Annotated in this window: 19 protein-coding genes and 1 riboswitch; of the genes, 16 read left to right on the top strand and 3 right to left on the bottom strand. The window is 64.8% G+C overall.

Annotation, left to right across the window (positions count from 1 at the left end):
• Positions 1 to 13 precede the first annotated feature (13 nt).
• Positions 14 to 775, bottom strand: coding sequence for a hypothetical protein (locus L0V05_RS01755; RefSeq protein ID WP_234867857.1), 762 nt, complete (start codon positions 773 to 775; stop codon positions 14 to 16).
• Positions 772 to 2,061, bottom strand: a complete 1,290-nt coding sequence (locus L0V05_RS01750; RefSeq protein ID WP_234867855.1) for a tyrosine-type recombinase/integrase — start codon at positions 2,059 to 2,061, stop codon at positions 772 to 774. Before L0V05_RS01750 ends, L0V05_RS01755 begins: the two co-directional genes overlap by 4 nt.
• 280 nt (positions 2,062 to 2,341) lie before the next feature.
• Here L0V05_RS01750 and L0V05_RS01745 point away from each other — a divergent pair, with 280 nt between their 5' ends.
• From L0V05_RS01745 to atzF, 16 genes are all read left to right on the top strand, one after another.
• The gene (locus L0V05_RS01745) at positions 2,342 to 3,241 is read left to right on the top strand and encodes a LysR family transcriptional regulator (protein ID WP_234867853.1); all 900 of its coding nucleotides are present in this window, start codon (positions 2,342 to 2,344) and stop codon (positions 3,239 to 3,241) included.
• Between the two features lie 222 nt (positions 3,242 to 3,463).
• Positions 3,464 to 4,588, top strand: a complete 1,125-nt coding sequence (locus L0V05_RS01740; RefSeq protein WP_234867845.1) for a BMP family ABC transporter substrate-binding protein — start codon at positions 3,464 to 3,466, stop codon at positions 4,586 to 4,588.
• 19 nt (positions 4,589 to 4,607) lie between these two features.
• Positions 4,608 to 5,720 (top strand): ABC transporter permease, encoded by a 1,113-nt coding sequence (locus L0V05_RS01735; protein WP_234867843.1) that lies wholly within the window; start codon positions 4,608 to 4,610, stop codon positions 5,718 to 5,720.
• Positions 5,720 to 6,643, top strand: a complete 924-nt coding sequence (locus L0V05_RS01730; protein ID WP_234867841.1) for an ABC transporter permease — start codon at positions 5,720 to 5,722, stop codon at positions 6,641 to 6,643. The genes L0V05_RS01735 and L0V05_RS01730 overlap by 1 nt, the downstream gene beginning before the upstream one ends.
• Before the next feature lie 11 nt (positions 6,644 to 6,654).
• A complete protein-coding gene (gene biuH / locus L0V05_RS01725) occupies positions 6,655 to 7,332 on the top strand; it encodes a biuret amidohydrolase (protein WP_234867840.1) in 678 nt (225 codons plus the stop codon).
• Entirely contained in the window at positions 7,329 to 8,264 is a 936-nt protein-coding gene (locus L0V05_RS01720) for an ATP-binding cassette domain-containing protein (RefSeq protein WP_234867838.1), read from the top strand. Before biuH ends, L0V05_RS01720 begins: the two co-directional genes overlap by 4 nt.
• On the top strand, positions 8,255 to 8,869 hold the full coding sequence (locus L0V05_RS01715; RefSeq protein WP_234867810.1) for an ATP-binding cassette domain-containing protein: 615 nt from the start codon (positions 8,255 to 8,257) through the stop codon (positions 8,867 to 8,869). The genes L0V05_RS01720 and L0V05_RS01715 overlap by 10 nt, the downstream gene beginning before the upstream one ends.
• Positions 8,869 to 9,537 (top strand): cysteine hydrolase family protein, encoded by a 669-nt coding sequence (locus L0V05_RS01710; protein ID WP_234867807.1) that lies wholly within the window; start codon positions 8,869 to 8,871, stop codon positions 9,535 to 9,537. The genes L0V05_RS01715 and L0V05_RS01710 overlap by 1 nt, the downstream gene beginning before the upstream one ends.
• Positions 9,521 to 9,874 (top strand): cupin domain-containing protein, encoded by a 354-nt coding sequence (locus L0V05_RS01705; protein WP_234867805.1) that lies wholly within the window; start codon positions 9,521 to 9,523, stop codon positions 9,872 to 9,874. Before L0V05_RS01710 ends, L0V05_RS01705 begins: the two co-directional genes overlap by 17 nt.
• 151 nt (positions 9,875 to 10,025) lie before the next feature.
• Positions 10,026 to 10,136, top strand: a riboswitch (guanidine-I (ykkC/yxkD leader).
• Positions 10,137 to 10,213: 77 nt separating this feature from the next.
• The gene (locus tag L0V05_RS01700) at positions 10,214 to 11,278 is read left to right on the top strand and encodes a putative urea ABC transporter substrate-binding protein (protein ID WP_234867802.1); all 1,065 of its coding nucleotides are present in this window, start codon (positions 10,214 to 10,216) and stop codon (positions 11,276 to 11,278) included.
• Positions 11,279 to 11,294: 16 nt separating this feature from the next.
• Complete coding sequence (locus L0V05_RS01695) at positions 11,295 to 12,113, top strand: ABC transporter permease (protein ID WP_234867800.1); 819 nt, start codon at positions 11,295 to 11,297, stop codon at positions 12,111 to 12,113.
• Entirely contained in the window at positions 12,110 to 12,925 is an 816-nt protein-coding gene (locus L0V05_RS01690) for an ABC transporter ATP-binding protein (RefSeq protein WP_234867798.1), read from the top strand. The genes L0V05_RS01695 and L0V05_RS01690 overlap by 4 nt, the downstream gene beginning before the upstream one ends.
• Positions 12,926 to 12,941: 16 nt before the next feature.
• Positions 12,942 to 13,742: an urea amidolyase associated protein UAAP1 gene (locus L0V05_RS01685; RefSeq protein ID WP_234867795.1), complete on the top strand. Its 801-nt coding sequence runs from the start codon at positions 12,942 to 12,944 to the stop codon at positions 13,740 to 13,742.
• A gap of 11 nt (positions 13,743 to 13,753) precedes the next feature.
• Complete coding sequence (locus tag L0V05_RS01680; protein ID WP_234867793.1) at positions 13,754 to 14,347, top strand: urea amidolyase associated protein UAAP2; 594 nt, start codon at positions 13,754 to 13,756, stop codon at positions 14,345 to 14,347.
• 5 nt (positions 14,348 to 14,352) lie between these two features.
• A complete protein-coding gene (uca, locus tag L0V05_RS01675; RefSeq protein ID WP_234867781.1) occupies positions 14,353 to 17,856 on the top strand; it encodes an urea carboxylase in 3,504 nt (1,167 codons plus the stop codon).
• Positions 17,856 to 19,643, top strand: coding sequence for an allophanate hydrolase (gene atzF / locus L0V05_RS01670; protein WP_234867778.1), 1,788 nt, complete (start codon positions 17,856 to 17,858; stop codon positions 19,641 to 19,643). The genes uca and atzF overlap by 1 nt, the downstream gene beginning before the upstream one ends.
• 14 nt (positions 19,644 to 19,657) lie before the next feature.
• Here the strand turns inward: atzF and L0V05_RS01665 are convergent, their stop codons facing one another.
• The gene (locus L0V05_RS01665) at positions 19,658 to 22,069 is read right to left on the bottom strand and encodes a tetratricopeptide repeat protein (protein ID WP_234869171.1); all 2,412 of its coding nucleotides are present in this window, start codon (positions 22,067 to 22,069) and stop codon (positions 19,658 to 19,660) included.
• Between the last annotated feature and the right edge of the window lie 115 nt (positions 22,070 to 22,184).

The following is a 22,184-nucleotide window of genomic DNA, read 5'->3' as shown; positions in this document are numbered from 1 at the left end:
GGTAGAGTTCTTACTAATCCGCGCGGCTGTCGAATTGCATGTGCTTCTTGCGCTTCCCCCAGATGCCAATCACAGCCTCGTAGCTGCTTGGGGCCAAGCCGACTAAAGCAAAGGCCTTTGCAACCGCGTTGCAGGCGCTTGTTCCCGCTTCCCGCTCTCCGGAGGTCGGCTTTAGGGAAAAGGCATCCAGCAACTCTTGCACCAGCATGCAGATCATTCTGTCGCGCGCGTCCGTCGCTCCAAGCAGTTTGCCCTTGGCCACCGGCCTGACTGTTTCGCCAGTGATCAAACCGTATGCCCATGCGCGAAGCGGCGCAGGGACTGGCCTCCCCTCCTTGATAGCTGATGCAACTAGAAGTTTAGCAGCATCGAAACTGACAGGATCTTGTTCAACTTCAACACTGAGTTCCTTGGCAGCGGCATCTTCGATCTGCCGCAGGGAAACAAAAAAACTCTCCTCTTCAGTTAATCTTCTCCCTTCTCGAACCTCTTCAGAAACGTCCAGCTGCTCATGGCCATTGAAGACAAAGGCTTGGTTTACGACTAGGCCGGATCGTGCCAATCGCCGTCTAGCCCACTCTAGATAGGGTGGGCTCGCACGAGCAAAGGCAGAAGCCCAATCCAAGTAAAGACGATTGCAACTGTTGCGGCAAGGCGTTCCCCTGTTGGCGAAGCAATTGCAATCGATGGAAAAGCCAAGTCTTAAAATTGCGAAACCTACGGCGCAGCGAAAGCAGCCCGGCTCCCAGCAGTCGCACGGCTCAAATCGCTTCACGCGCGCTCCTCCGTCCCTGGACTGCCGGACTCGCAAGCGAGGAACTCTGACCAGCCTTCCATCATTGCACGACGCCTCTCTATCATGTCGCCACGTCTATAGGCTGCCTCCACCACGTTACTGATGCGATGTGCGAGCGCTACCTCAGCCATTTCGCCGGGAAAGCTGGTCCGCTCGGCCACCCAATCACGGAATGTGCTGCGCAAACCATGTGGCACGGCTGGTCGCCTTGATACTTGGTCCAAAAAACCACGATTCCCTGCTTCCATATCGGCGGTGTGCATCCGTTTCATTGCCATCGAAAGAGCCATGTCGGAAAGCTCACCACCTCGCGGAGCGGGGAAAACCAGGAGGTTACCATGCAGCATTGGCAGTGCCCCCAGGAGCCTCACTGCAGCGCTCGACAAGGCCACCCTATGCTCGCGCTCCATCTTCATCCGAGTGGCAGGGATCGTCCAAATCCCTTTTGCGAGGTCGATTTCATTCCACAGCGCACCTCTCACTTCGCCCGATCGCGCCGCACAAAGAGCCAGAAACTCCAATGCTCTGGCAGTCGTTCCTTGGCGGGCTTGAATGTCTGCAAACCAGCGCGCGGCGTCGTCGAGCGCTAATGCCGGGAAGTTGGAAGATTTAGCCACCTTCGCGGCCGACGGCAGGAGCTCTTTTAGGTTGCCCGCCCAACGCGCGGGATTGTCGCCCGTCCGATGCCCAGCAACCGTAGCCCAAGACAGAACCGCCTCGATTCTCGTGCGAAGGCGCGACGCAGTCTCGGTCTTGAGGGACCAGATGGGTTCAAGAACCCGAAGCACGTCTTGGGTAGTTATCTCCGAAACCACCATCTTGCCCAGATACGGCTCGGCATATGTGGCTAAGGTCGACCGCCACTGCGCCTTGTGCTTTTGGTTGCGGAAAGCGTCCAGTTTGCCAGCCAAGCATCGGTCGATCGCTGTCGAGAAGGTCAATTCTCGCCTCTGCATAGCCACCAGCGAAGCGCGGGCGGCTTTGCGCTCTTCAGCCGGGTCGATGCCTTGCCGGATTGCGTCCCGCGCCTGTCTGGCCTTTTCCCGAGCGGCGGCAAGAGTCACATCGGGATAGCCCCCCAACCCGATCTCCCTGCGCTTCTCGCCAACCATGACGCGCAACAGCCATGACGCCGCCCCACTTGGGAGAACTTGAAGGTAGAGGCCGCTCACGCCGCCGACCGAGAACATCTCGGTCTTGTCGCGACCGAGCCGCACCATTCGCTTGATGTCCAGCGGCCCTAGCTCCCGAGCTTTCTTCGGCATCTGAACGCCTTTCAGTCATTACCCGCCAACCAATCCACCAAAAATTCTGCATCGGACGGCTTCCGGCTGCAACAGGAAGTCACTAGTCAGTTCGGAGAAACTGGGAAAATCAGCCATGTCAGTGGCTTGGCGTGACGAAATGCTACTGGCAGCACCTAGACCGAGGCGGCCTCCGGGTCCGCCATTTCCTCCCCAAACTTCAATTCGGAATGAGCGGTCGCTTGACCGCGGGGCTGTCGCGACTGCATCTGGTGCCATCATCCTGCGGCATCGGTCGGACATGAAGCATCTCGACTCCTTACGCTATATCGATGCGATCGCCCGGGCCGGCTCGATCCGCAAGGCGGCCGAGACGCTGGCCATCACCTCGACGGCGCTGAACCGGCGGCTTCTGGCGATGGAGGAGGAACTGGGGGTTCCGATCTTCGAGCGGCTGCCGCGCGGGGTAAGGCTGTCGACGGCGGGAGAGTTGCTGATCCATCACATCCGCAACCAGATCTCCGACCTGGACCGAGTCCGGTCACATATCGCCGATCTTTCGGGGGAACGGCGCGGCCATATCTCGATCGCCTGCAGCCAGGCGCTGCTCCCGTTCTTCCTGCCCGAGCAGATATCGCTCTATCGCCGCGACCACCCGGCTGTGACCTTCAGCGTGCATCTGCGCGACCGAGATGCGGCCGAGCAGGCGCTTGTCGATCATTCCGCGGATATTGCGCTGGTGCTGGAGCCTGTGCGTTTCAGCGATTTTCACACGCTGACAGCGGTACAGCAGACCATTTGCGCTGTCATGGCGGCGGACCACCCGCTGGCGAAGAAAGAGATCGTCCGCCTGCGTGACTGCGTGCCATACCCGATCGGACTCCCGACTGCATCCTACGGAGTGCGTCATCTGATCGATGCGGCCATGACACGGGCCTCGTTCCGTCTTCCGGCCACCGTCGAGTCGGACAGCTTCGAGTTCCTGCGCCGCTATCCGACCACCGAGAACCTGATTTCGTTCCAGATCCCGATCGGCCTGCCGCCACAAGGGCAGGACGGGCTGCAATATCGCCCGCTCGATCTGCGGGATGCCGCGCCCGGGCAGCTTCTGCTTGGCCAGTTGCGCGGACGAAGCCTTCCGGTCGCTGCCGCGAAGTTCGCCGATCAGATCGCGCGAGCCATGACCGAGCGCTACAGCTGATCTCTCTTGAGCCGTCACTTCTTGGTCGTCTGGGCCTGACCATGCCGATGGCTGCGGGGGCGGATTTTCTCCGGCATGATAAGTGCTGCAGGTCTTGCAGCGATCCAGTGCGAAATCAGCAGGAGACAGCAGCACTCTGATTGCTCATCGTCATCTTTGTTCGGGCTGCCTTCCTCCTCCCCTCACGTCCTAGACGCGGCCCGCCAGGATGGAGAACCGCTGATGTCCACTTCCTCTCTTTCGCGCCGCCACTTTCTGATGGGGACGGCGCTTGCCGGGTCTGCCGCGTTTTTGGGACTGCCCCGCATGGCCCGTGCCGAGGCCCTCGACAAGCTGACAGTCGGGTTCATCTATGTGGGACCCAAGGATGACTATGGCTACAACCAGGCCCATGCCGAGGGCGCTGCGGCGCTGAAATCCATTCCCGGCGTGACGGTGGTGGAAGAAGAAAACGTCCCCGAAACCATCGACGTCCAGAAGACGATGGAGTCGATGATCAACTTCGACGGGGCCACGCTCCTGTTCCCGACCTCTTTCGGCTATTTCGATCCCCATATCCTCGAGATGGCGGCGAAATATCCCGATGTCCGCTTTGAGCATGCGGGCGGGATGTGGCAGGCCGACAAGCATCCGACGAATGTCGGCAGCTATTTCGGCTATATCGGCATGGGTCAGTACCTGAACGGCGTCGTTGCCGGGCACATGACCAAGACCAAGAAGATCGGGTTCGTTGCGGCCAAGCCGATTCCGCAGGTCTTGCTGAACGTCAACTCTTTCCTTCTGGGCGCGCGCTCGGTCGATCCGACCATCACCTGCCAGGTGATCTTCACCGGCGAATGGTCGCTGGCCGTGAAGGAGGCCGAGGCGACGAACGCACTGTGCGACGCGGGGTGTGATGTCATCACCTGCCACGTGGACAGCCCCAAGGTTGTGATCGAGACAGCGGCCGGTCGTGGCGCCTATGTCTGCGGCTACCATGCCAACCAGTCCTCGCTCGCGCCCGACAAGTATCTGACCGGGGCCGAGTGGAACTGGTCCAAGGTCTATACCGACATGATTACTGCGACGATGGCGGGCGAGCCGATCCCGAACTTCGTCCGTGGCGGGCTCGCCGAAGGCTTCATCAAGATGTCGCCGCTCGGGCCTGCCGTGACCCCCGAGGCAAAGGCCGATTTCGAGGCGAAGCAGGCCGAGATCCTCAAGGGTGGCTTTGCCGTCATCAAGGGCCCGCTGAAGGACAACAAGGGCAACGTCATCGCGGCAGAGGGCGAAGCCTTCGTCGAGACGGACGTCAAGCTTGAAAGCATGGACTACCTCGTCGAGGGTGTCCTCGGCTCCACCTCGTAACGTCTGCGGAGGGCGGCACATGGCCGATGTGACAGCCATGGTTCAGGCCGGAGCCAGGGCAGGGGCGGGGGAAGGATGGCGCGCCGCTCTCGCCCGCAAGTCCGAGGCCGTCGTGCTTCCGGTCGGCGCGCTTCTGGCCGGGCTCGCGATCTTCGGCTTCTTCCTGATGACGCAGGGAAAATCCCCGGCCGAGTTCTATGGCCTGGTCTACAAGGCGGGCTTCGGCAGCTGGTTTTCTTGGCAGAACACGCTTTCGCGGGCTGCCCCGCTCCTGTTTGCCGCCCTTTGCGTCGCGCTGCCCGCAAGGCTGGGCCTCGTGGTCATTGGTGGCGAGGGGGCGATCGTTCTGGGCGGCGTGGCGGCCGGGGCGCTTGGGGTTGTGCTGAGCGGCGCGTCGTCCTGGGTCGGCCTGCCGCTGATGGCCCTGGCCGCGGCGCTCGTCGGAGGACTTTGGATCGGCACCGTCGGGGCGTTGCGGCACTACCGCGGCGTGAACGAGACGATTGCCAGCCTGTTGATGTCCTACATCGCCATCGCCCTGATGAATCATATCGTCGAAGGACCTCTGCGCGACCCGGCGAGCCTGAACAAACCGTCTACCGCGCCGCTGCCCGATGCACTTCGCGTCGGCAACATCCCCGGGGCGGAGCTGCACTGGGGCCTGCCGGTGGGCATCCTGTGCTGTATCCTGTCCTGGGCGCTGATCGACCGTACGACCTGGGGCTTCGCCGCCCGGATCGCCGGCGGCAACGTGCGCGCAGCGCAGGTGCAGGGCCTGCCTGTGGGCCGGCTGATCCTTGGATTTACCGCGCTCGGGGGTGCCTTTGCCGGCCTCGCCGGTTTCTTCGAGACCTCGGCTGTGCTTGGCTCTGCCAATGCCTCGCTCGCGGCCGGATATGGTTTCACCGGTATCCTCATTGCTTTCCTTGCGCGTCACAACCCGCTTGCGATCATCCCCGTCGCCTGCCTTCTGGCCGGGTTCGAGGCTTCGTCGGGCCTGATCCAACGGCGGATGGACCTGCCCGACGCGACCGTCCTGGTGCTGCAGGGGTTCGTCTTCGTCGCGATCCTGCTCAGCGATGCGCTCTACGGACGGTTCAAGATCTTCACCCCGGAACGCTGGAGGACATGATGGACAACGATATTGGCCTCTGGGCCATCCCCATCGCAATCCTCGGCGGGGCGATCCGCGTCTCGACGCCCTTCCTGTTCGTGAGCCTCGGCGAGGTGCTGACCGAACGCTCTGGCCGCATCAATCTTGGCCTCGAGGGCACGCTCGTCTTCGGAGCGATGTCCGGCTACGCGGTTGCCTGTCTTACCGGTTCCGCTTGGGCAGGTGTCGCGGTTGCCGCGCTGGCGGGGGCGGTCTTCGGACTGGTCCATGGCCTGATCTGCTCGCTTCCCAAGGTGAACGACATCGCGATCGGCATCGCGATGATGTTGCTGGGGATGGGGCTTGCCTTCTACTTCGGCAAACCCTTCATCCAGCCGGTTGCGCCCGACCTACCGTCCATCCCCTTTGGCGGCTGGTCGGGCCTGCCGCAACTGGAAGCGGCGCTGAACGTCAATGTGCTGTTCCTGATCGGAGCGGCGCTGTCGGTGTTCTTCTGGTGGATGCTGCGATCGACCCGCATCGGCTTGATCCTGCGCGTGGTCGGCGACAGCACTGACGCCGCCCGCGCCATGGGGTTGCGGCCCGCGATCATCCGCACGTTGGCGACAGGGGCAGGGGGGGCGATGGCCGGGGTCGGCGGCGCTTACCTATCACTTTACTATCCGGGTAGCTGGAACGAGGGCATCTCCTCTGGTCAGGGCCTGATGGCCGTGGCGCTGGTGATCTTTGCCCGCTGGAACCCGATCGCCTGTTTCTTCGCGGCACTTCTGTTCGGCGGGGCGGGGGCACTTGGCCCGGCGCTGCAATCGGTTGGTGTCTCTTCCGGCTACTACCTCTTCTACGCCGCGCCCTACGTCCTGACGCTTGGCGTGATGATCGCGATTTCCTCGCCCAGCCGCGCCATGACCGGCGCGCCCGGTGAACTCAGCCTGACAAAGTGACGGAGCCGCCGATGACCACCATCGCCTCAACCCCATATGCCTGGCCCTGGAACGGCGAGCTTCGCCCCGACAACACGGCGCTGGTCATCATCGACATGCAGACCGACTTCTGCGGGCCGGGCGGCTATGTCGACAAGATGGGCTATGACCTGTCGCTGACGCGCGCGCCGATTGAACCGATCAAGGCGGTGCTGGGCGCGATGCGCGCCAATGGCTATCACATCATCCACACCCGCGAGGGGCACCGGCCCGACTTGTCCGACCTTCCGCCAAACAAGCGCTGGCGGTCGCAGCAGATCGGGGCAGGCATCGGTGAGGTCGGGCCGTGTGGACGCATCCTGATCCGGGGTGAGCCGGGCTGGGACATCATCGAAGAGCTTTACCCCCTGCCGGGTGAGCCGATCATCGACAAGCCCGGCAAGGGCAGCTTCTGCGCAACCGACCTGGAACTGATGTTGCGCACCAAGGGCATCGACAACCTCATCATCACCGGCATCACCACCGATGTCTGCGTCTCGACCACCATGCGCGAAGCGAATGACCGCGGCTTCGAATGTCTGGTCCTGTCGGATTGCTGCGGTGCCACGGACCGCGGCAACCATGAGGCGGCGCTGAAGATGGTGACGATGCAGGGCGGCGTCTTCGGCGCGGTGGCCGACAGCAAGACCCTGCTGGAGGCCCTGCCATGACCATGATGGTGATCGGCGAGGAAAAGCTGCCCGAAGGCGCGCTCGAGGTCAGAACCCTTGGCATGACCATGCGCTTCGGGGGGTTCACGGCCCTCGATGACGTATCGATCACTGTGCCACCCGGCACGTTCCATGCGCTTCTGGGCGAGAACGGCGCGGGCAAATCCACGCTCGTGAAATGTATGATGGGCTTCTACCACGCGACCACGGGGCAGATGATGGTCGGAGGACGCGAGGCGAAGGTGCCCGATCCGCGGGCAGCCCATGCGCTTGGCCTCGGCATGGTCTACCAGCATTTCACGCTGGTCCCCTCGCTGACCGCCGCAGAGAACCTCGTCATCAGCCGCGATGACACCCCCGCCATTATCGACTGGCGGAAAGAACATGCGGCGCTGACCGAGTTCATGGAGCGGATGCCCTTCGCCGTGCCGCTGGACCAGCCGGTCCGGGCGCTGGCAGCGGGCGAGAAGCAGAAGCTCGAGATCCTGAAGCAGCTCTATCTCGGCCGCCGCTTCCTCATCCTCGACGAGCCGACTTCGGTCCTGACGCCCGACGAGGCGGACGAGGTTCTCGGTCATGTCCGTGGCCTGTGCGAAAAGGGCGAGATCTCGGTCCTGATGATCAGCCACAAGTTTCGCGAGGTGACGGCCTTTGCCGACGATGTCTCGGTCCTGCGGCGCGGTCGGCTCGTGGGGCAGGGCAGGGTGGCTGATCTGAGCCATGCCGATATGGCGAACATGATGATCGGGTCCGATGCGCCCGTTGCCGCAATGGCGCGGGCGGGCATGGCAGGAGCGCCGGTCCTGGAAGTGGACGGCGTCCGCACGCGTGACCGTTCTGGCCTGAAGGAGATATCGATCGAGGGGCTGACTGTTCGCGCAGGCGAGATCGTCGGTGTTGCAGCATCTCGGGCAACGGTCAGATGGAACTGATGGAGATCCTGACAGGCCAGCGTGGGCTGGAGGCGGGAACAATCAGGGTCAAGGGCGCACCCTACAGCGCCAGCCGGGCCGAGGCCCGCATCCGCGCCGTTCGCTACCTGCCCGAAGAGCCGCTCCGCAACGCCTGCGCGCCAAAGATGAGCGTGGCCGAAAACATCGGCTTCCGCAGCTTCGACCAGGACGGAAAGGGCACGCGTTTCTGGTTGAAGGGGCGCGAGATCCGGGCGCGGGCCAACGAGCTGGTGCGCGACTTCAAGGTCAAGACGACCTCAGTCGATGCGCCGATCGCCGCTCTCTCGGGCGGGAACGTGCAGCGCGCCGTTCTGGCGCGGGAACTGACGGGTGACGTTGACCTGTTGGTGATCTCGAACCCGTGCTTCGGCCTCGATTTCTCGGCGGTGGCCGAAATCCGCGCCCGCATCGTCGCAGCGCGCAACCGGGGTGCGGCGGTGCTGCTGATGAGCGAGGACCTGGACGAGATCCTCGAGCTGTCGGACCGTGTTCTGGTCATGTCTGAGGGGCGCATCGCCTATGCCGTAGATGCGGCGCAGGCGGACATCGGGACCATCGGCCATCACATGGGGGGACATGCCTGATGGCCGAGATCGTGGCCGCCAGGCCCTTTCCCCTTCGCTTCGATCCGGCCACGACGGCGCTGATCGTCATCGACATGCAGCGCGACTTCATCGAGCCGGGAGGATTCGGTGCGGCCCTAGGCAATGACGTCTCGGTGCTGGCCGCCATCATCCCGACCGTGGCCGCCCTGATCGAAGGGTTCCGCGCAGCTGGCCTGCCGGTGATCCATACCCGCGAATGCCATCGCCCCGATCTGTCGGACTGTCCACCGGCCAAGCGCGAGCGGGGCAAGCCTTCGCTCCGGATCGGCGATCCGGGCCCGATGGGACGCATCCTGATCGCGGGCGAACCGGGGGCCGAGATCGTGCCGCAACTGCTGCCGGCGGCGGGCGAGATCGTGATCGACAAGCCGGGGAAGGGCGCCTTCTACGCCACCCCGCTTGGCGATCATCTGGCAAGGCTCGGCATCCGAACGCTGGTCTTTGCCGGCGTCACGACCGAGGTCTGCGTGCAGACCACGATGCGCGAGGCCAATGACCGGGGTTTTGACTGCCTGCTCGCCGAGGACGCGACCGAAAGCTATTTCCCCGAATTCAAGGAAGCCGCCCTGCAGATGATCCGCGCGCAGGGGGCGATCGTCGGCTGGACGGCGACGACGGCTGAAATCGTGGATGCGCTCGATGATTGAACCCCTGTCGTTTCCGGGCCTCGCTTCCGGCGGCTGGGCGGCGCTGCCATTCCAGCCCTTCCGGCAGGGGGTCGAGATCTGCCCGCTTTGCGATGGCTTTCCCTCGGTCGCGCTGCTGCGCTACGCCCCCGGCGCCTCGGTCCCGCGCCATCGCCATACCGGACTGGAGACCATCCTCGTACTGGAAGGGGCGCAAAGCGACGAACACGGCGACTATGGGACCGGAGCATTGATCGTCAACCCCGAGGGCAGCATCCATTCCGTATGGTCCACTCCGGGTTGTGTCGTGCTGATTCAGTGGGAGCGCCCCGTGGAATTCGTCGGAGAGGATCCGTGACCGGAGGCAAGCCAGGCTCCGGTCGCACCAAGCCCAAGAAATGGGCGGCGGACGGAGAAAGCGGCGCGAGATCCGGCAAGACCGGCTTCGGGCGCAGATTGGGGCGCCAAAATCTTGGCTCGCGGCCCCGTCGGCGGAATCAAGGAAGGCATGAGTTGGCGGCTAGGGTTCCGGCACCGCAAGGCGCGTCTGGTCCGAGAGCTGCCACCGGCAGGGGGAGAAATCCCTGCCTGGCGCACGGCGGGATAAAAACCCGGGAGACCTCGTAAAGCCAAGGGATTGGCGGCGCGATGGTTCCGACAATCCCTTTTCAACGCCGAAAGGGACACCAGAATGACGATGTGCCGTCGAACCGCGCTTGCCACGCTGACCGCTTTGGCCGTTCTGGCCGTGGCCGGACCCGGCCTTGCCGAACCGAAGAAGGATTTCAAGGTCGCCTGGTCGATCTATGTCGGCTGGATGCCCTGGGGCTATGCCGCCGATACCGGGATCGTCAAGAAATGGGCCGACAAGTATGGCATCACCATCGAGGTGACCCAGTTCAACGACTATGTGGAATCGATCAACCAGTACACCGCCGGTGCCTATGACGCGGTGACCGTCACCAACATGGACGCGCTTTCCATCCCCTCGGCCGGGGGCGTGGATACGACGGCGGTGATCGTCGGCGATTTCTCTGCAGGCAATGACGCTGTGATCCTGAAGGACGGCGCGACGCTGGCCGACATCAAGGGCCGCAACGTGAACCTCGTGGAGTTCTCGGTCTCGCATTACCTGCTGGCGCGGGCGCTCGACAGCGTCGGCATGTCCGAGCAGGACGTGAAAGTGGTCAACACCGCTGATCCCGACATGGTCGGCGCCTTTCAGACGCCGGACGTGACCGCGATGGTGACGTGGAACCCGATGGTCTCCGAAATCGTCAAGTTGCCGGGCGCGACCAAGGTCTTCGACAGCAGCCAGATCCCGGGCGAGATCATCGACCTGATGGTCGCAAACACGCAGGTGCTGGCCGACAACCCCGACTTCGGCAAGGCGCTGGCGGGCATCTGGTATGACACCGTCACCGTGATGGCCTCTGACACGCCCGAAGGCGCTGCAGCGCGGGCGGCGATGGGCGCGGCCTCTGGCACCGATCAGGCGGGTTTCGAGGATCAGCTGGCAGCGACCAAGCTGTTCGCCAAGCCGGCGGATGCGGTGGGTTTCGTGACCTCGCCGGATCTGTCCAAGACGATGGACCATGTGCGGGGCTTCCTGTTCGACAAGGGCCTGCTCGGGTCCGGCGCGCCTTCGGCTGACGTGATCGGGATCGAACTGCCGGGTGGCGCGGTGCTGGGTGACACGGGCAATGTGAAGCTGCGCTTCAGCGACACCTACATGAAGCTCGCCGCCGACGGCGCGCTCTGACCGGCGGAGCGACCCGATGCGCTGGATCAACCGGCGGCCGTCGCGCGGGGCCACCCTCGTGCTGCACTGCCTGCCCTTCGCCCTGCTGATCGTTGCCTACCTGATCGGCTCGGCGATCCGGCTGGAGGCCAACCCGAATGACAAGCTCTTGCCGTCGCTCGCGACGCTGGCGGATACCGTCAACCGCATGGCCTTCCAGCCCGATCCGCGCACTGGGGATTACCTGCTCTGGTCCGACACGGCGGCGAGCCTCTGGCGTCTCTTCGCAGGGCTTGGCATCTCGACTGCGCTCGCGCTGGTCATCGGCCTGCTGATCGGGCTCTTGCCGGTGATGCGGGCGACGCTCGCGCCCTTCATTGCCTTTGTCTCGATGGTGCCGCCGCTGGCGCTGCTGCCGATCCTCTTCATCGTAATGGGTCTGGGCGAGGCCTCGAAGATCGCACTGATCGTGATCGGTGTGGCGCCGATCCTGATCCGCGACTTGTCGCTGTCGGCGCAGGCGCTGCCGCGCGAACAGATCGTCAAGGCCGAGACGCTGTCGGCCTCAACCTGGCTGATCGGCCTGCGTGTGGTGCTGCCACAGGTGCTGCCGCGCCTCTTGACCAGCCTGCGCCTGCAACTGGGGCCGGCCTTCCTGTTCCTGATCGCGGCCGAGGCGATCTCGGCCGATTCCGGCTTGGGCTACCGGATCTTCCTTGTCCGGCGTTACCTGTCGATGGACGTGATCTTTCCCTATGTCGCCTGGATCACGCTTCTGGCCGTGATCGGTGACCGCCTGATCGACCTTGCCCGCCGCCGCGTCTTCCCCTGGTCCGAACTGGAGGGTGCGCGATGACCGCCCTGACCGTCGAAAGGGTCTGGAAGGAATACGGCGACCAGATCGTGCTGGAAAACATCTCGCTCGAGGTCGCGCCGCGCGCCTTCGTGGCGCTGGTCGGTCCCTCGGGCTGCGGCAAGACCACCTTCTTGCGGATGCTCCTGGGTCAGGAACAGCCGACGCGCGGGCGCATCCTGCTCGACGGTGCGCCTCTGCCGCCCGAGCCGGGCCCCGATCGCGGTGTGGTCTATCAGCGCTACTCGGTCTTTCCGCACCTGACGGTGCTGGGCAACGTCATGTTTGGCCCCGAACTTCGCGCCAGCCGCCGGCTGGGTCGGACGTTCGGCGCCACCCGCCGCCGGATCGAGGAGCAGGCGCGGACGATGATCGGCGAGGTCGGGCTGGAGGGGGCCGAGACGAAATACCCCGCGCAACTGTCGGGGGGAATGCAGCAGCGGCTGGCGCTGGCGCAAGCGCTGATGATGCAGCCGCGCGTGCTGCTGCTGGACGAGCCCTTCGGTGCGCTCGATCCCGGCATCCGCGCCGATATCCATGTGCTGATGAAGCGGCTGTGGAACGAGGTGCCGATGACGGTGGTCATGGTCACCCATGACCTGCGCGAGGCCTTCAGCCTGGCGACCCGGATCATCGCCTTCGAGCGCACCCGCACTCGCACCGAGGAACTCGAGCGCTACGGCGCGACCATCACCAAGGACATCGTCCTGTGGCCGCCGCGCGTGGCCGGCCAGCGCACGATGTTCGAGATCGACACCCTGCCCGGCCGGGACGACCCGGCCCTGTTCGCGGCCCCATCCGGGACGACCCGGTAGACATCAGGAGAGGCAGATGCTCCACACCCCCCGCAGCCCCGACCAGATTGCCGCCGACCGCGCCCGCTACGAAGAACACCAGCGCCGCGGCCTGAACTTTGCGCCGAAGGCCCTGCCGGACCCCAGCCCGGTTCCGGCGCCTGATCCCGATCCGGAGCGTGTCCTGCAGACCGAGGTGATCCCAGGCGGCTGGTACTGGCCGACCCGGCTGGCGGCGGGCGAGGTGCTGCGGCTGGCCCTTGGCGGCAGCGGCACGAGCGTTGGCCTTGCCGCCTGGGCGGCGCGCGACCCATCCGAACGGATGAACCTGCCCGATACGGTCAAGGTCCAGTGGACGACCGAGCTGCGCAGGGGGCGGGTCATCTTTTCCGACATGGGCCGGGTGATGCTGTCGATCACCGAGGACAGTTCCGGCGCGCATGATGCCCTGACCGGCGGGTCTTCGCCCGCGACCTTTGCTGATCCACGTGCGCGCAACCAGCGCGACAACATGGTGTTGGCGGCGGGCAAGCTGGGCCTCGACCGGCGCGACCTGCCGGCGGTGCTGACGCTCTTCGCCCCGGTGCGGGTTGATGCGGCGGGCCGCTTCGGCTGGCGCGGTGCGCTTCTGTCTGGGCAAGACTGGGTAGAACTGCGCGCCGAGATGGACCTGCTGATCGCCCTGTCCAATACCCGCCATCCGCTCGACCCCGCCACGGGACCGGAACCGGCGGTCACCGCGACCCGCCTTGCGGCAAGGCCGGTGCCGGCCGACGACCTTTGCCGCACCGCCACGGCCGAGGCGATCCGCGGCTTTGAAAACAACGCGCGGGGCTGAGGGGGACCATCATGCAGATCCACGAGATTCCCGCCGAAAAGCCCTGGTCCGGCGTTGTCCGCAAGGGCCAGACCATCCGCATCGAGGACAGCTTTGGCCAGCAGGCGATCGACACGATCTTCTACAACGCCGATGACTTCGGCGAGCGCTACTCGAACCAGGATACGATGCGCACGAATGGCATCGCCTATATCTCGACCGGGGCGAAGATCGTCTCGTCCGAGGGGCGCGTGATGCTGACCGTCACCGCCGATACCTCGGGGCGGCATGACACCTCGGCCGGCTGCTGCTCCTGCGAGTCCAATACCGTGCGCTTCGGGCATGAGACCCGCTACCTCCACGCCTGCCGCGAGAATTTCCTTCTGGAACTGGCCCGACACGGCATGTCCAAGCGGGACATCGTTCCGAACATCAACTTCTTCATGAACGTCCCGATCAGCCCGAATGGCGCGATGACCATCGACGACGGCATCTCGGCGCCCGGCGACCACGTGGAGCTGAAGGCCGAGATGGACGTGCTTTGCGTCATCTCGAACTGCCCGCAGATCAACAATCCCTGCAACGGCTTCGACCCGACGCCGATCCGCGTCATCATCCGGGACTGAGGCCGATGTTTGCCAAGGTGCTTGTCGCGAACCGCGGCGAAATCGCGGTGCGGGTGATCCGCACGCTGAGGCGGATGGGGATCGCCTCGGTCGCAGTCCATTCCGATGCAGACCGCTTCTCGATGGCGGTCCGCATGGCCGACGAGGCGGTGCGGCTGGGTCCGGCCCCGGCGACGGAAAGCTATTTGAACGTCGAGGCGGTGGTGGCCGCCTGCAAGGCGACCGGGGCCGAGGCGGTGCATCCCGGATACGGCTTCCTGTCCGAGAACATCGGCTTTGCCGAGCGGCTGGCGGCGGAAGGGATCGCCTTCATCGGCCCGCGTCCTGAGCATCTTGCGGCCTTCGGGCTGAAGCACACGGCGCGTGACCTAGCACAGGCGGCGGGCGTGCCGCTGCTGCCTGGGTCGGGGCTCCTTTCCGGGCTGGAGGAGGCCTTGGCCGCGGCAGACCGCATCGGCTACCCGGTGATGCTGAAAAGCACGGCGGGCGGCGGCGGGATCGGGATGCAGCTTTGCGACGATGCCGCGGCGCTGACCGCGGCCTTCGACGGGGTCCAGCGCATGGCCGGCGCCAGCTTCGGCGATGCGCGGGTTTACCTCGAACGCTTCGTCTCTGAGGCGCGTCATGTCGAGGTGCAGGTTTTCGGCGACGGGCAGGGCAAGGTGGTGGCGCTTGGCGAGCGGGACTGCTCGCTCCAGCGCCGCAACCAGAAGGTCATCGAGGAAACGCCTGCCCCCGGCTTGCCGGACGATGTGCGCAAGAGGCTCCACCGGGCGGCGACAGACCTCTGCGCCAGTGTCGCCTATGCCTCGGCTGGAACGGTCGAGTTCATCTACGACCTCGCACGGGAAGAGTTCTACTTCCTCGAGGTCAACACCCGGCTTCAAGTCGAGCATCCGGTGACCGAGGCCGTCTTCGGCATCGACCTCGTGGAATGGATGATCCGGCAGGCGGCGAGCGAGGCGGTCATTCCGGCGGTACTGCCGCAGCCGCTTGGGGCGGCCATCGAGGCGCGCATCTATGCCGAAATGCCCCATGCCGGTTTCCGTCCGGCGGCGGGGCTGCTGACCGAGGTCACCTTCCCGCCGGGCATCCGTGTCGATGGCTGGGTCGAGACGGGCACCGAGGTGACGCCTTTCTACGATCCGATGCTGGCCAAGGTCATTGTCCAAGGCCCTGACCGGGCCGCCGCCATCGCTGCGCTCCAGACTGCGCTCGCCGAAACGCGTCTGTCGGGGATCGAAACCAACCTCGGCTACCTTAGGGCGATTGCGGTGTCGGACCTGTTCACCTCGGGCCGTGTTGCAACGACGGCGCTGCGCAGCTTCCCCTTCGTGCCCGAGGGGGTCGAGGTTCTGGCCCCCGGCGCGCAATCGAGCCTTCAGGAACTTCCGGGTCGCCTTGGTCTCTGGCATGTCGGTGTGCCTCCCTCTGGTCCGATGGATGCGCGGTCCTTTCGCAATGCCAACCGGCTGGTCGGCAACCCACCCGACACCGCCGCGCTGGAGCTGACCGTCAACGGCCCAACGTTGCGTTTCCTGACTGCGGCGCGGGTGGCGCTGGCCGGGGCGGCAATGCGGCTTACCCTGAATGGCGAGGACCATGCCGGACCCATGGTCGATGTGCCGGCAGGTGGTGTTCTGTCGATCGGCGCCATCGTCGGGCCGGGGCAGCGCGCCTATCTGGCGATCGCGGGCGGGTTTGCTGCGCCCGAGGTGCTGGGCTCGCGCGCCTGTTTCGCCTTGGGACAGTTCGGCGGCCACGCGACCGGAACGCTCAAGACCGGCGATGTCTTGCATCTGGCAAACGGCCCAAAGGGCGCCGTGACCCCGCCGGAACCCGCGGACCTGACCCATGACTGGGATCTCTCTGTTGTCTATGGCCCGCATGGCGCGCCGGATTTCTTCCGAACCAGCGACATCGACACGCTTTTCTCCACCCCCTACGAGGTGCATTTCAACTCGGCCCGCACGGGCGTCCGCCTGATCGGCCCGGCGCCGGACTGGGCGCGGCCGGATGGCGGCGAGGCGGGGCTGCACCCGTCGAACCTGCATGACAACGCCTATGCGATCGGGGCGATCGACTTCACCGGCGACATGCCGATCATCCTTGGCCCCGACGGCCCGAGCCTGGGTGGCTTCGTCTGCCCGGCGGTCGTGGCGGAGGAAGATCTGTGGAAGATCGGCCAACTTCGGCCCGGCGACCGGGTGCGCTTCCGCCCGGTCGAAAGGACCACCGATCCGGTGGCCGGCCCTTCGGTGGCCCGCGCAGGCTCGCCGATCTTGGGCGAGCGTCATGGCGATGTGCAGGTGGTCTATCGCCGGCAGGGTGACGCCAACCTGTTGGTCGAATATGGGGACATGGCGCTGGACGTGGGACTTCGGCTCCGGGTGCATGTGCTGATGCAGGCGGTGAAGGCGGCCGGATTGCCGGTGATCGACCTGACGCCCGGCATCCGATCGCTGCAGATCCACTACGACCCGGCCCGGATTGCCCGCGCCGACCTCTTGCGCGAACTCGCCGCGGTCGAGGAGCAGCTTCCCCCCGCTGAAGAGGTGTCGGTGCCCTCGCGCATCGTCCACCTGCCGCTGTCCTGGAACGATCCCGATGCCGCGCTGGCCATGCGCAAGTATCAGGAGCTTGTCCGCCCCAATGCGCCGTGGTGCCCGTCGAACATCGAGTTCATCCGCCGGATCAACGGCTTGGAAGACGAAGACGCAGTCAAGCGCATCGTCTTCGATGCGCGCTATCTGGTGCTGGGTCTGGGCGATGTCTATCTCGGGGCGCCGGTCGCGACACCAGTCGATCCGCGCCACCGGCTGGTGACGACGAAGTACAACCCGGCGCGCACATGGACACCCGAGAATGCCATTGGCATCGGCGGGGCCTATATGTGCATCTACGGGATGGAGGGGCCCGGGGGGTATCAGCTGTTCGGTCGGACGATCCAGATGTGGAACACCTGGCGGCGAACGGCAGCATTTGCGGATGGGCCCTGGCTGCTCGACTTCTTTGACCAGATCCGTTTCTTCCCGGTGGACCATGCAGAACTGACCGAGGCGCGCGCTGCCTTCCCGCATGGCGGATATCCTGTCCGGATCGAAGAGACCCGGCTCAGTTGGGCCGATGAGAGCCGACGCCTCGCGGGCGAAGCAGGTGCCATCGCCGCCTTCAAGACCCGCCAGCAGGCCGCCTTCGAGGCCGAGCGTCAGCGCTGGAAGGAGGCCGGGCTTGACACCTTCGTTGCCGACGAAAGCCTGTCCTCGGATCAGGGCGAGGTGCCCCATGGCTGCACCGGGATCGAAAGCCCGGTGCCCGGCAGCGTCTGGAAGATGCTGGTCGAGCCGGGCGACCGAGTGGCGGCGGGCGATCGCATCGCCATTGTCGAGTCGATGAAGATGGAAATCATGGTCGAGGCGCCTGTATCCGGGCGGATCCGCGACCTGCGTGCCGCGCCCGGACGGACCGTGCGCGCCGGAGATGTGCTTGCCGTGATGGAGACCGCCTGATGCTGCCGATGATGTTGACCCTGCCTGCTTTGCGCGCCGCCTATGCCGCCGGAACCACACCGCTTGCGGTGATCGAGGAGGTCATCGCCCGCCGCGCGGCGTTGCCGGACCCGGCCGTATTCATCACCGCGACCCCGGATGAGATGCTCCGCGCCGAGGCGCGCCGGCTGACAGACGAGGGGCCGCAGGGCCGGCTGCTCTGGGGCATCCCCTTCGCGGTCAAGGACAATATCGACGCGGCGGGCCTGCCGACAACCGCCGCTTGCCCGGCCTATACCTATCACCCCTCTGCGGATGCCACGGTCGTGGCACGGCTTCGGGCCGCGGGCGCGATAGTCATCGGCAAGACCAACCTGGACCAGTTCGCCACCGGGCTGAACGGCACCCGTTCGCCCTATGGTGCGCCGCGCTCTGTCTTTGATCCGGCCTATGTTTCAGGGGGGTCATCGTCCGGCTCGGCGGTGGCGGTAGCGTCTGGCCTTTGCACCTTCGCGCTCGGGACTGACACGGCGGGATCGGGCAGGGTACCCGCAGCCTTCAACAACCTCGTCGGCATCAAACCGACTCCGGGCCTCGTGCCCAATACCGGCGTGGTTCCGGCCTGCCGCAGCGTCGATGTCGTGACGGTCTTTGCCGCCACAGTGGCCGAAGGGGTGGAAATCCGCCGCCTGATGGAGGGTGAGGATGCGGGTGACCCGTTCTCGCGGCCCGCCCTGCCGGTCCCGCTACCCTCGCGTCCGCGGATCGGTATTCTGGCTGGTGCCGAGCGCGAGTTCTACGGCAATGCCGAGGTCGAGGCGCTGTACGGCGCGGCCATCGCCCGGGCCGAAGCTCTGGGTGCGACGATCCTGCCCTTCGATTATGCCCCGTTCCGCGAGGTCGCGGCGCTGCTCTATGACGGTCCTTGGGTGGCCGAACGGCTGGCGGCGGTCGAGGATTTCCTGGCAGAGCACGCCGAGGATTTCGATCCGACCGTGCGACGGATCATCGAGGGTGCAAAGGACAAGACGGCTGTTGACGCCTTCCGCGGGCGCTACAGGCTGGAAGAGTTGCGCAAGATCGTCGCGCCGGTCTGGGCCGAGGTCGACATGCTGCTTCTGCCTACCTCGCCTACCACCTGCACGGTCGAGGCGATGCTGGCCGACCCGATCGCCCGCAACAGCCAGTTCGGGCGCTACACGAACTTTGCGAACCTTCTCGGCTACGCGGCGATTGCGGTTCCGGCGGGCTTTGGTCCAAGCGGGCTGCCTGCGGGGGTGACGTTGGTCGGGCCGGGTTTCAGTGACGACGCACTCGCACCCTTCGCTGCGGCTCTGCACCGCGCAGCGGCCAGTGGCCTGGGCCGAGACCGCTCGGCCGAAGTCCCGCCGCCGCCACCCGTGGCCGTTAGCGATGAGATGCTGCCGATTGTTGTGGTCGGCGCCCATCTGACGGGTATGCCGCTCAATCCCGAACTGACCGGAGCAGGCGGGATGCTTTTGGAAGCAACGCGCAGCGCCCCCGATTATCGGCTCTATGCGCTTGCCGGCACCGTCCCGGCAAAGCCTGGCCTCATTCACGAGCCTGGCTTTGCCGGACCGGGGATCGAGGTTGAAGTCTGGGCGCTGCCTGCGGGCGTGTTCGGGCGGTTCGTTGCCCGCATCCCGTCGCCGCTAGGCATCGGGAAGGTCACGCTGGCAGACGGGCGGCAGGTTTCAGGCTTCCTGTGCGAGGCCCATGCACTTGATGGCGCGGAGGAAATTACCGACTTCGGGGGATGGCGAGCCTACCGCGCTGCGCGAAGCTGACATGCCCTGGCGGCCTAACCACCTGTCTCGAGCTTCTGAAGGATGGCCTTGGCCTCGGCCACATCCGCCTCGGCCTTTGTGCCGGTCATTGCAAGATAGGATTTCAAGGCGTCTTTCGCCTCGATCTGGCGGTCAAGAGCGAACAGCGCCATCGCCAGATGGAACCGGACAGTCGGGTCGTCGGGCAAGAGACGCCCGGCAGTCTGCAGATCGCTCAGGCCGGCGGCGGGCGTGCCCAGCCGCACCTCGACCCAGCCGAGCGTATCCAGCACCAAGGGTCGGTCCAGAGAACGGAGCGGCGCGGCAATATCCCGTGCCTCCCGCAGATCATCGGCGGTGGCCTTCGGGTCAAGGACGATGCGGCGGGCGAGCAAGGCGGCGGTTATCTTGTCGCCCGGGTCACGATCATAGGCGGTCCTCGTCAGTGCGATAGCCTCGCTCACGTTACCAGCGGCGGCCTTGTTGTCGGCTGCCTGAAGAAGTGCGGCAATCGGCGGTTCCGGCTGGGACAGCGCGCCATCCAGAAGGGCGATGGCGGCGTCAGTCTGACCAGATCGATCGAGCAGGCCGTAAAGTGCAAGAAAAGCCAAATCGTCGGTCGGGTCAGTTTTCAGGATTGCGCGAAGCTGTTCCGTGGCCTGATCGGTTTTGCCGTTCAGCGCGAACAGCATGGCACGCAGCGTTGTCATGGCCGGGTCAATGCCGCGTGCAGGGTCGAGCAGATAGGTCAGCGCCGTATCCGGTTTCCCCTGATCGATCATTCGATCGACGGCCCGCGTCGCGTCGGATGTCTTCCCCGGCCCCTCTGCCAGAATGCGATCGATGACAAGGCGTGTCTGTCCAAGCGTCGTCTGTGTTGAAATGACTACGTCGCGTGACTGGTCTGCAGCTGCCAGCGCCTCGGGGGTGCCGATCGCGGTCAAAGCGTCGATCATCTGCCGTGCATGGACCCAGTCGAACTGGCTCGCATAGGCGCGTGCTGCCGCAGCACGAAGGGGTATGCTATCGGGATTCGCCTGGAGAGCCTGGTTCAGCATCTCGATCGCCCTGTCGGATCTACCCATCCGGACCTGAAAGGCAGCGGCCTGCAAGGTCTCGTCTACGCCGTGGTTGGAGTATTCGACTGCCAGCGCAAAGCGTTCACCCGCCAGCGGCAGAGCACCTGATTTCTCGTAGGCTTCAGCCAGCAGCAACATGACCTCGCTGTCGCGCGGGCTCTGGTCGAGAGCGCTCTGAAGGGCGGTGAGTGCCTGCGAGGCGTTGTCCGCGTCCAGCTCGATCCGGGCTTGCAATTTCAAGGCCGATACGGTTTCCGGCGCCGTCGCCAGGACCTCGCGGACAAGATCCTGCGCCTCGGCGGCCTTGCCCTGAGCCAGATAGATGCGGGCCATCATCGTCCGGGCTGCGGCGATGGTCTGAACATCGGCACCGCTGTTTAGGAGCGCCTGGAGCCTTTCGAGCGCAGCGTCAGGGTGGCCTTCGTCAGCTTGGAGATCGGCAACTGCGAGGACGTATCGCGACGACGTCTTGAGGTCGGGAGCCGCAGCAATGATCATCTCCAGCGTGGCTAGCACGTCTCCCGGCTGGCCCTTTCGTCTGACGTAGTCAAGCAGCTTGTCAGTCGGCTCCTCGCCAAAGTCAGCCCGCTGAGCGGCTTCAAACAGGACCTGCCTCGCGCCTTCATAGTCGTCTCGTGAGTCGAGTATCGAGAACAGCCAGTCGCCAATTGCGGACCTTTCGGGGAAAGCATGAAACATCCTCTCGATCTGATCGACCGCAGCTTCTTTTTCGCCGGCCTTCTGCAGCACAGCCAGCCGAAGCTCCTCGAAGTCGTAGCGACCCTTGGTCAGTTCAATGGCATGATCGACCAACGGGATGGCCGATGCAGGATCTTGTCCATTCATGGTCGCGCGGACAGCCGCTCGTAGCGCCATCAGGTTATCGGGATTCTCCCTCGCGAATTCGAGCGCCTTGCTTTCCGCCTCGGCAAGGGTGGAAGGGTCTTTGGTCTGGATTGCCTCTTCGACCTTCAGTGCGACCGCAATCGCATTCGCCTCTGTATCTTCCGGAGAAATCGCCAGCGCGGCCGCCACGTAGGTTTGACCCCCAGAGAAATCGTAAGTCGTGTAGGCGATGGTTGCGAGGGCAATCAGACCATCCAGATACTGGGGGTCCCGGGTAACGAGTTCGTCAAATAGCGATCTGGCCGGACCGGTCTTGCCTTGGCGGAGAAAAGCAGCCGCGAGGGTCCGCCTTGCTTCAAGGTTCTCCGGGTCAAGCCTCAAGGCTGTACCTAGAAGCGATACAGCCGTGTCGTCATCTCCTGCAGCAATGCTCGCCTTTGCTTGCGACAAAGCTGCGGCTGATTGTTCTTCGGAGGAGCCGAACAGGAAGGGTACCGCGAGAGCCAATGCCAAGACCAACACGCCGGCCAGAAGCGGCCACCGCTTGCGGATGAACCGGCGGGCCGATCTTCTAGAGATGGTCTTGCGGGTAAAGATTGGCTTCAGGGCTGTGGTCTTTCGCGGCGGGTAGACTGTG

The organism is Alitabrizicola rongguiensis, from assembly GCF_021491355.1.
Taxonomy (GTDB): Bacteria; Pseudomonadota; Alphaproteobacteria; order Rhodobacterales; family Rhodobacteraceae; genus Aliitabrizicola; species Aliitabrizicola rongguiensis.
This window is presented reverse-complemented; position numbering and strand designations above follow the sequence as displayed.

Bases quoted from the DNA above. Each gene is read 5' to 3' on its own strand.
- L0V05_RS01750 (WP_234867855.1), bottom strand. From the start codon at position 2,061: ATGCCGAAGAAAGCTCGGGAGCTAGGGCCGCTGGACATCAAGCGAATG.
- L0V05_RS01745 (WP_234867853.1), top strand. From the start codon at position 2,342: ATGAAGCATCTCGACTCCTTACGCTATATCGATGCGATCGCCCGGGCC.
- L0V05_RS01740 (WP_234867845.1), top strand. From the start codon at position 3,464: ATGTCCACTTCCTCTCTTTCGCGCCGCCACTTTCTGATGGGGACGGCG.
- L0V05_RS01735 (WP_234867843.1), top strand. From the start codon at position 4,608: ATGGCCGATGTGACAGCCATGGTTCAGGCCGGAGCCAGGGCAGGGGCG.
- L0V05_RS01730 (WP_234867841.1), top strand. From the start codon at position 5,720: ATGGACAACGATATTGGCCTCTGGGCCATCCCCATCGCAATCCTCGGC.
- biuH (WP_234867840.1), top strand. From the start codon at position 6,655: ATGACCACCATCGCCTCAACCCCATATGCCTGGCCCTGGAACGGCGAG.
- L0V05_RS01720 (WP_234867838.1), top strand. From the start codon at position 7,329: ATGACCATGATGGTGATCGGCGAGGAAAAGCTGCCCGAAGGCGCGCTC.
- L0V05_RS01715 (WP_234867810.1), top strand. From the start codon at position 8,255: ATGGAACTGATGGAGATCCTGACAGGCCAGCGTGGGCTGGAGGCGGGA.
- L0V05_RS01710 (WP_234867807.1), top strand. From the start codon at position 8,869: ATGGCCGAGATCGTGGCCGCCAGGCCCTTTCCCCTTCGCTTCGATCCG.
- L0V05_RS01705 (WP_234867805.1), top strand. From the start codon at position 9,521: ATGCGCTCGATGATTGAACCCCTGTCGTTTCCGGGCCTCGCTTCCGGC.
- L0V05_RS01700 (WP_234867802.1), top strand. From the start codon at position 10,214: ATGTGCCGTCGAACCGCGCTTGCCACGCTGACCGCTTTGGCCGTTCTG.
- L0V05_RS01695 (WP_234867800.1), top strand. From the start codon at position 11,295: ATGCGCTGGATCAACCGGCGGCCGTCGCGCGGGGCCACCCTCGTGCTG.
- L0V05_RS01690 (WP_234867798.1), top strand. From the start codon at position 12,110: ATGACCGCCCTGACCGTCGAAAGGGTCTGGAAGGAATACGGCGACCAG.
- L0V05_RS01685 (WP_234867795.1), top strand. From the start codon at position 12,942: ATGCTCCACACCCCCCGCAGCCCCGACCAGATTGCCGCCGACCGCGCC.
- L0V05_RS01680 (WP_234867793.1), top strand. From the start codon at position 13,754: ATGCAGATCCACGAGATTCCCGCCGAAAAGCCCTGGTCCGGCGTTGTC.
- uca (WP_234867781.1), top strand. From the start codon at position 14,353: ATGTTTGCCAAGGTGCTTGTCGCGAACCGCGGCGAAATCGCGGTGCGG.
- atzF (WP_234867778.1), top strand. From the start codon at position 17,856: ATGCTGCCGATGATGTTGACCCTGCCTGCTTTGCGCGCCGCCTATGCC.